Annotated in this window: 7 protein-coding genes; 2 read left to right on the top strand and 5 right to left on the bottom strand. The window is 62.2% G+C overall.

Annotation, left to right across the window (positions count from 1 at the left end; genetic code table 11):
- The 5 genes from LJE63_07370 to LJE63_07350 form a co-directional block, all read right to left on the bottom strand.
- Positions 1-205 (bottom strand): oxidoreductase (locus LJE63_07370; GenBank protein ID MCG6906428.1); only part of this gene is annotated, 205 nt, incomplete at its 3' end.
- 167 nt (positions 206-372) lie between these two features.
- Positions 373-2,043 (bottom strand): hydrogenase iron-sulfur subunit, encoded by a 1,671-nt coding sequence (locus LJE63_07365; GenBank protein ID MCG6906427.1) that lies wholly within the window; start codon positions 2,041-2,043, stop codon positions 373-375.
- Positions 2,040-3,200, bottom strand: a complete 1,161-nt coding sequence (locus LJE63_07360) for an FAD-dependent oxidoreductase (GenBank protein MCG6906426.1) — start codon at positions 3,198-3,200, stop codon at positions 2,040-2,042. Before LJE63_07360 ends, LJE63_07365 begins: the two co-directional genes overlap by 4 nt.
- 23 nt (positions 3,201-3,223) lie before the next feature.
- Positions 3,224-4,144, bottom strand: coding sequence for a methylenetetrahydrofolate reductase (locus LJE63_07355; protein MCG6906425.1), 921 nt, complete (start codon positions 4,142-4,144; stop codon positions 3,224-3,226).
- Positions 4,145-4,196: 52 nt separating this feature from the next.
- Positions 4,197-4,877, bottom strand: a complete 681-nt coding sequence (locus LJE63_07350; GenBank protein ID MCG6906424.1) for a methylenetetrahydrofolate reductase C-terminal domain-containing protein — start codon at positions 4,875-4,877, stop codon at positions 4,197-4,199.
- A 682-nt stretch (positions 4,878-5,559) separates the two neighbouring features.
- Between LJE63_07350 and LJE63_07345 the strand changes: the two genes are divergently transcribed.
- Both LJE63_07345 and LJE63_07340 read left to right on the top strand, forming a co-directional pair.
- Positions 5,560-7,464, top strand: a complete 1,905-nt coding sequence (locus tag LJE63_07345) for a propionyl-CoA synthetase (GenBank protein ID MCG6906423.1) — start codon at positions 5,560-5,562, stop codon at positions 7,462-7,464.
- 242 nt (positions 7,465-7,706) lie between these two features.
- Positions 7,707-8,195, top strand: coding sequence for a hypothetical protein (locus tag LJE63_07340; protein ID MCG6906422.1), 489 nt, complete (start codon positions 7,707-7,709; stop codon positions 8,193-8,195).
- The last annotated feature ends 34 nt before the right edge of the window (positions 8,196-8,229 follow it).

Raw genomic sequence — 8,229 nt, 5'->3', positions numbered from 1 at the left:
TGACCTCCTCGTCCAGCCCCAGCGCGGCCATGCGCAGGAACTTGCGCGGGTCCATGCCCTCCAGACCCGTCGCCGGACACCCCGAGGAGCACGCCCCGCAGGTCAGGCACAGGTTGAGGTTGCCGCCCTCGGGCAGCAGGCCCTTGACCTGGTCCATGAACGTGGTTTTCTTCTTGCCTCCGATTTTGATTGCTTCCTCAGCCATGCTGCAAAACCTCCCTAATGGATTCTTCGTTTCGCGACGCTTGCCGGACATCGTCCGGCACTGGTGCGGCGGTTTCACCGGCCGCCGCACCGGTTGCTTTCGGAAACGGGCTTGAGTTGCGAAAATGCGCCCATATTGCCACTAACGATGCATTATCGCACACTCTGTCAGTTTTTCATAGGGCTTAATCCCAATTCTTTTATCCGGGCCTCCATGTCCAGCAAAAGATTGGAAAATTCCTTGCCCATATTGGATGCCAGGGTCGCAAAGCGCAGGCGATCCTTTTCGTAGCCGGCCTCTGCCAGCATGCGCTGGGCCTCCTCCACGCGCCAGCTGGCGTAAGTGTTGCCGCGCTCGGACTTGCAGTTGCCCTCGTGGCAGGTCAGCACCAGCACCCCGTCGGCGCCCTCGGCGAGGGCCGTCAGGATGTAGTCCAGATCGACCTTGCCGGCGCAGGGAACTTTGACCATTTGCAGACCGGCCGGTAGGGCCATCTTGAACTGCGCGGCCATCTGCCCGGCCTCGAAGGCCGAGTTCTGACAGCAGAAGGCCACGATGCGCGGGGCGGAGCCGGCCAGGCTGCCCAGAAACTCGGCCCTTATCTCGGCGTCGCTGAAGCCGCCGATCTGAATGGCGTCCATGGGGCATTCGCTGGCGCAGATGCCGCAGGTCTGGCAGGCCACCGGCGATATGATCGCCTTGTTGCTGGCCGCCTCCCAGTAGATCGCCCCGTGGGGGCAGCAGCGGTAGCAGGTCAGGCAGAAGGTGCACTTGCCGTTGTCCACCACCGCCTTGCCCGTGGGCAACCGCTTGATCCCGTCACCCAGAAACCCCTTGACGGCCAAGGCGGTGTTTTCGGCGTCGGTCCAAACGGCGGGGAGATCCTGAATGGCGCGGCTGGCGCCCACCACAAAAATTCCCTCGCGGTTGGTCTGAATGGGGAAGCGGTGGACGTTGTCGCTTTGCAGAAAATTCCAGGCATCCCGGTCCACCCGCAAGAGCTCGGCCAGCTGGCCGTTTTCGGCGTCGGCCACCAGGGCTTCCTCCACCACGATCAGGTCGGGGTTGAGTTCGACGTCCTGGCGCACCACCAGGTCGTGGTAGACGATCGCGCTGCCGTCGGGGTTGACCTGCGGCGCCTCGGCGAGTTTGAAATAGATCGCGCCCTGGTCGCGCCCCTCGCGGTAGAGTTTTTCCAGGTTGTCGGCCGCCACTTTGATGTTGTTGACGTAGACGTAGACCGTGCAGTCTTCGATGGCCGTCAGGGCGGCGACGCTTTGCATGACCCGCTTCATGACCAGTGGGTTGCCCTCCTGGCCAAAGCCCACCAGAAAGGCCACGACCTTGCCGCCCAGCCCCGCGCGCGCCGCCTGGTCGGACAGCAGGGCGTCCAGCTGGGACTGGGACACGACCCGCTCCGAGAGGCTCAGGCCGTAGGCCGCATTCAGCGGGCTGGGGGTTAAGTCGGCGGCGACTACCACGGCGCCGACCTTCTTCTGGCAAACCTCCGCCCCGGAGGTCAGGGTGACCGTGAAATCCCCGGAAACCCCGGCAAATGCCGCCACCCGGGTTCCGGTCAGGACATCCACCCGGGTATCCGCCGAAACCGCCTGGACGAGGTCCGCGACGGTTTTCTGCGCGTCTGCGCCCAGTCCGAAGAGCGGCCCCGGGTTTGGCTGCGCGCCACCCAGCTCGGCCGATTTCTCGGCCAGAATCACCTTATACCCCAGACCGGCGATTTCAGCTGCCGTGCGCACCCCCGCCAGACCCCCGCCGATCACCAGAACATCGGTCGCGATGGCGATCTCTTCCATATCCTTTTGCTTTATGTCTGTCATTCGGCCCCCCCTAAGTATTTCATTGCTTCATAGGCTGCCTGCCCGGCATGGGCCATGGAGGCCGCAATGGTCTTCGGCCCCCCAACCGTTCCGGCCAGGAAAACGCCGTTTTTGTTGGTAACGGTGCAGTTGAAACTGTCGGTGCTCTGGAAAAAACCGTCCGCATCCAGCCCGATGTCCAGCAGGGTCGCCATCCGTTGGTTGTCCAGCCCCGGCATGATCCCGATGGAGAGCACCACCATGTCGAATTCGGCGTCCACCGGTGACCCGTCGGCTTCCGTGGTGTAGCGCATCCGCAGACGGTCGTCTTCCATCGGGTAGACGTCCACGGGGATGTTGCGCACGAACTGCAGGTCCTGTTTGCACTTTTCGTAGAACGCCGGGAAATTGTTGCCCGTGTTTTGAATGTCCATGTAAAAAACGGTGATCTCGACCTCCGGGTTGTGGTGCTTCATCAGCTCCGAAACCCGCAGCGCATACGGGCAGCAGACGTGGGAGCACCAGAGGTTGCCGAGGCGCTCGTCGCGGCTGCCGACGCACTGGATGAAGGCCACCTTGGCGGGCGGCTTGCCGTCGGAGGGCCGCAACACCCGGCCGTTGGCGCGCACGCCGCGCTCAAGCTCCAGCCCGGTGACCACGTTGGGCAGTTTGCCGTAGTTGTAGGTGCCTTTGCGGGTGGCGTCGAAGGGCGCAAAACCGCTGGCCAGCACGATGGCGTCGACCTTGAGATCCGCCGCTGCACCAGCGCAGTCCAGGGCCGCGTTGTTTTTGGAGAATTTACGGGCGGCCGCGCAGGCCAGCGGGTCCGTCTCGTAGCGCTCCTGGCAGCCGGGGCTGGCGGCGGGGGCCGCGGCGCCGCTGGGCTGCAAGCTGACCTCGAAACGGCCGTTGCGGGCGACCCGACCGACTTCGACCCCGCAGTGAACGTTGATGTTGGGCGCCTCGACCACGTTTTTCAGCATCTTCTCGACGGAGCAGGCGCCGCACTGGCGGCACTCTTCGGTGGCTTTGCAGCAGTACTGGATGGCATGGCCGCCCAAGTGGTCGCTTTTTTCCACCAAATCCACCGCGACACCGCACTTGGACAACTCCCAGGCCGCAGTCAAACCGGCGATACCGCCTCCAATGACCATCACTTTTTTAGGATCTGCACTCAATTGGAAACTCCTTAGTCTTGTGGTTAAACCTTCGGCCTGGGCAGAACCTTTGCCCGCTCGGCAATCTCCGGCACCCGGTGCTCCCATTCGATGGCCATCAAATGCACACCGGCCACACCCTTCATTTCCTTGAACTCCTGGATCTGCTCGCAGGCGATCCGGATGCCCTCGTCGGACTGCTTTTTTTTGTCGACACCTTTGAGCCGGTCGATGATCTCATCGGGCACATCCATGCCCGGCACCTTGAGCTTCATGTAGCGGGCCATACCGAGGCTCTTCATGGGGGTCACGCCGGCCAGGATGTAGACCTTCTCGGTCAACCCCATGTCGTTGGCCTGCTGGACCCAGCGGCGCATCTTGTCCATGTTGAAGATGCATTGGGTTTGGATGAAATCCGCACCCGCCTGGATTTTCTTGGCCAGACGGTGGACCCGCCACTCGAAGGGTTCGGCGAAGGGGTTGGCGGCCGCCCCGATGAACATCTTGGGGGTGTCGTCGATATCGCTGCCGCTGAGAAACTTGCCCTCGTCGCGCATCTTGCGGACCATGCCGATCAGCTGCATGGAGTCGACGTCGAAGACGCCCTTGGACTGCGGGTGGTCGCCGAACTGCTGGTGGTCGCCGGAAAGGCAGAGCATGTTGCGGATGCCGTGGGCCCAGGCGCCCAGGATGTCGGCCTGCATGGCGAGGCGGTTGCGGTCGCGGCAGACCATCTGATAGTTGGGCTCCAGCCCCGCCTGCATGGCGATCAGAGAGGCGGCCCAGCTGGACATGCGCACCATGGCGGTCTGGTTGTCGGTGATGTTGACCGAGTCCACGTTGCCCACCAAGAACTTGGCCTTCTCCGTAATGGCCGCGACGTTGGCCCCCCGGGGCGGTCCCAATTCACCTGTAAAGGCAAAGTGTCCGGCGTCTAAAATCTTTTTCAGATTGCTTTCAGTCATCGATTTTTCCTCTACTTTGCGTTGTCGTGATTTTCAGATGGGATCCCCGTCTCTACTTGCCCGCCAGTTGCTTGCGTCTGGCGTAACCCGGCTGCACGATGGTGCGCGGGATCTGGTTGCGCCAGTCGGTGGGCGGGCAGATCTCGATGATGCTGGCCAGGCGCCCCTGTTTGGCCAGCCGTTCGTAGATGGCCTGCCAGGCGCAGGGCTGGTCCTGATTGATCTCGCAACTGCCGCTGTTGGTCCCGCCGCAGGGGCCGTTTTGAAGCCCCTTGGCACACATGGTCACCGGGCAGATGCCGCCGGTAATTCCCAAAAAGCAGGTGCCGCAGCCCCGGCAGCGCTCCTCGTACCAGCCGACATCCTGATTGGCGCCCATGAAGGTCGTGTTGACCCCCGGGAAAACAGGAATGTGGGGGTAGCGTTCCGCCAAAAACTGAATCCCGACCCCGCAGGCCATGGAGACCACGGCATCGTAGCGGTCGACGACACCGTCCAGTTCGGCCAGAAATTCGCGGTCGCATTGCCGCTCCACCGTGGCCGCCGCCAGTTCGATGGGGTTGCCCTCCAGTTTGCGGGCGATTTTCAGTTCGGCGTTGAGCACGCCGACCTCCTTGCTGCCGCCGGCCAAGCAAACGGCAACACAGGTGCCGCAGCCAACCGTCAGGACCTTTTTGGCGTCCTTGAGCATGTCTTTGATTTCCTGCAAAGGTTTTCGTTCGGCTACAATCATGAGACCTCCTGTGAGTTTGGCGTAAGATAGCTGCCGCGTGTTCCCAAACGTTTCGAGGGAGATGATGGGGCAAAAGCGTTTCGGTGGGAAATTGGTAATTAAGGGCCCATGGCGCCTCACTGCGTGTGGAAGCGACTGAAAAGTCGACAGGTTAGGGCCGCTTCAGGCAACCTTGAGGATGGACGGGACATGGCTTTGACCGTTGGGTTTCGGCATGCAACACCCTGATGTAAATCAAGAAAAAATCTATACTTCTTTTCAGTTGCACCTGTCAAGTGACGATTGCGGGCCGCAAACGCGGCGGCCCTCCGGCGATATTCGGCGAAGACCCGTGCGCTTTCCGGCCGGGCCGCGCCCCGAAAGCCTTGACCAGGATTCAAACACTGTATCGGATTCACTATTTTCTTGACATATTTACCTCTGATTGTTTATTCAGGAGCTTAGGCTCGGCCAAGGCGCCCCCTACCGGCTATTGGGGAAGACGCGCCGGTTTCCAAGCCTCATTTCAGACACGCACCGGAGGCCGCGGCCGAAAACGACGGGCCGTTGACCGAAGAGGCCCAAAAACCGGACGGTTGCTGACACGAGGGCGGTGCCCCCGCTTCGGGCGGAGGGGAAGTGCCGCTTTGCACACCAAGCCCACAAGGCCTTTTACTAACTCGAGGGATGAAGGAGGGAAAACATGACCGACCTTTACCAGACCACCTTTGAAAAATCCATCAACGACCCCAACGCCTTCTGGGCGGAGGCGGCCGAGGACTGCTTCTGGTACAAGAAGTGGGACAAGGTCCTCGACGACTCCAACAAACCGTTCTACCGCTGGTTCACCGGCGCCGTCACCAACACCTGCTACAACGCGCTGGATTATCACATCGAACGCGGCCACGGCGACCGCCTGGCCATGATCTACGACAGCCCGGTGACCGACACCATCAAGAAATTCACCTATTCGCAGCTCAGGGACCTGGTCGCCAATTTCGCCGGCGTTTTGGCCGGCCGCGGGGTCGTCAAGGGCGACCGGGTGATCATCTACATGCCGATGATCCCCGAGGCGGCCATCGCGATGCTGGCCTGCGCCCGCATCGGGGCGGTCCATTCGGTGGTCTTCGGCGGTTTTGCGGCCAAGGAACTGGCCACCCGGATCAACGACGCCAAGCCCAAGGTCATCGTGTCGGCCTCCTGCGGGATCGAAGGCAAGCGCGTGATCGCCTACAAGCCGCTTTTGGACGAGGCCATCCAGATCGCCGACAGCAAACCCGATGCCTGCGTGATCTTCCAGCGGCCGATGGCCACTGCCGAACTGACCGCCGGCCGCGACTTCGACTGGCAGAGCCTCGCAGCCGAGGCCAAGCCCCAGGACTGCGTACAGGTCGCGGCCACCGACCCGCTCTACATCCTTTACACCTCGGGCACCACCGGCCAACCCAAGGGCGTGGTGCGCGACAACGGCGGCCACCTGGTGGCGCTCAAGTGGAGCATGAAGGGGGTCTACAACATCGATGAAGGCGACGTGTGGTGGGCGGCCAGCGATGTCGGCTGGGTGGTGGGCCACTCCTACATCGTCTACGCGCCGCTTTTCAAGGGCTGCACCACGATCCTCTTCGAGGGCAAGCCGGTGGGCACCCCGGATGCCGGCGTCTTCTGGCGGGTCATCAGCCAGCACAAGATCAAGAGCATGTTCACCGCCCCCACGGCCTACCGCGCCATCAAGCGCGAGGACCCCAAAGGCGCGCTGATCAAGAACTACGATCTGAGCTGTTTCAAGGCCCTTTTTCTCGCCGGCGAACGCTCCGATCCCGACACGCTCCAGTGGTCGGAAAACCACCTCAAGGTGCCGGTCATCGACCACTGGTGGCAGACCGAAACCGGCTGGGCGATCGCCGCCAACTGCATGGGGCTGAAACACTTCCCAGTCAAGTACGGCTCGCCCACCAAGGCCGTGCCGGGCTGGAACGTCAAGGTGGTCAATCCCGAAAACGAGGAGGTCCCCGCGGGCGAGATCGGCGCCCTGGTGGTCAAGCTGCCCCTGCCGCCGGGCAGCCTGCCGACCCTCTGGAACAACGATGCCGGCTACATCAAATCCTACCTGGAGGAATTCCCGGGCTATTACAAAACCGCCGACGCCGGCTTCATCGACGAAGACGACTACGTCTACGTCATGTCCCGCACCGACGACATCATCAACGTCGCCGGCCACCGCCTCTCCACGGGCGCCATGGAGGAGGTCCTGGCCGACCACCCGGATGTCGCCGAGTGCGCCGTGCTGGGGGTCGAGGACAGCCTCAAGGGGCAGATCCCCATCGGGTTCCTGGTGCTCAACGCCGGCGTCGACCGCAAGGAGGAGGAGATCATCAAAGAGGTGGTCCAGATGGTGCGCGACCGCATCGGGCCGGTGGCCGCCTTCAAGACCGCGACGGTGGTCAAGCGCCTGCCCAAGACCCGCTCGGGCAAAATCCTGCGCGGCACCATCCAGAAAATCGCCGACAACAAGGAGTTCAAAACGCCGGCGACCATCGATGACCCCGCCACCCTGAGCGAGATGGAGGAGGCCTTAAACCGCATCGGCTTCGCCAAATCCCGCAAGTAGCCGCCCCCATGGCCAACTGAACCACCGGAGCCGGCCGCCCCAGGCGTGCCGTGCTCCGGTGTTTTTTTTGGGCGACGCAGGACAGGCGCTTGAACCGGCCCGATGACCGGTCGCGGCGGCGGTTTCAAACACGCAAAAAGGCTTGTAAAGCCGGGTCTTCCATGGTATGCAAAAACCCGTTTTTCAGGGACAGGTCCGCCCGGCGGGCAACCCGCAAGGCTATCCACGAGGAGGACAGAGCAATGAAGAAGGGCATCAGTCTCACGGTAATCGGCGGCACCATCCTGTTGGCGGTTTTTCTGCAGATTCTCTTTGTCTACGCGGATCAAAAGGCCACACCGGGCCGGGTCGCGAGGGAATTCAGCAAGGCCTACTACGCCCTGGACCCCGCCATGGAAATCATGCTCTGCCAGCAGCTGCAAGCCGAGAGCACCCTGGTCAAAGATTTCCTCCACCGCAAAAACGTCGAGGCCCGCGAGCGCGGCTTCAAGCCCAGCTTTCTGAAAAGCCAGCTCTACCACGTCGAGACCCAAATCCTGTCCATGGACCAGGAAACGGCCCAGGTGCACCTGACCGCCGAGCGCAAAACCGCCATCAACCCGGTCTTCGCCTATGTGGCCAAGCTCTTTTCACTGGGGGAAACCCACGAGGTCGAGCACGTCCTGACACTGACCCGCGAAGACGACCAGTGGAAGGTCTGCAGCGATCTTTTTACAGCCCAGCCAGGCTGATTGGGAATATCCTGCTTTGCGCCAACGTCGGGGG

It is taken from the genome of Desulfobacteraceae bacterium, assembly GCA_022340425.1.
In the GTDB taxonomy this organism is placed as follows: domain Bacteria; phylum Desulfobacterota; class Desulfobacteria; order Desulfobacterales; family JAABRJ01; genus JAABRJ01.
This window is presented reverse-complemented; position numbering and strand designations above follow the sequence as displayed.

Coding starts and splice junctions, on each gene's coding strand:
- LJE63_07350 (MCG6906424.1), bottom strand. CDS start 4,877: ATGATTGTAGCCGAACGAAAACCTTTGCAGGAAATCAAAGACATGCTC.
- LJE63_07340 (MCG6906422.1), top strand. CDS start 7,707: ATGAAGAAGGGCATCAGTCTCACGGTAATCGGCGGCACCATCCTGTTG.
- LJE63_07355 (MCG6906425.1), bottom strand. CDS start 4,144: ATGACTGAAAGCAATCTGAAAAAGATTTTAGACGCCGGACACTTTGCC.
- LJE63_07345 (MCG6906423.1), top strand. CDS start 5,560: ATGACCGACCTTTACCAGACCACCTTTGAAAAATCCATCAACGACCCC.
- LJE63_07365 (MCG6906427.1), bottom strand. CDS start 2,043: ATGACAGACATAAAGCAAAAGGATATGGAAGAGATCGCCATCGCGACC.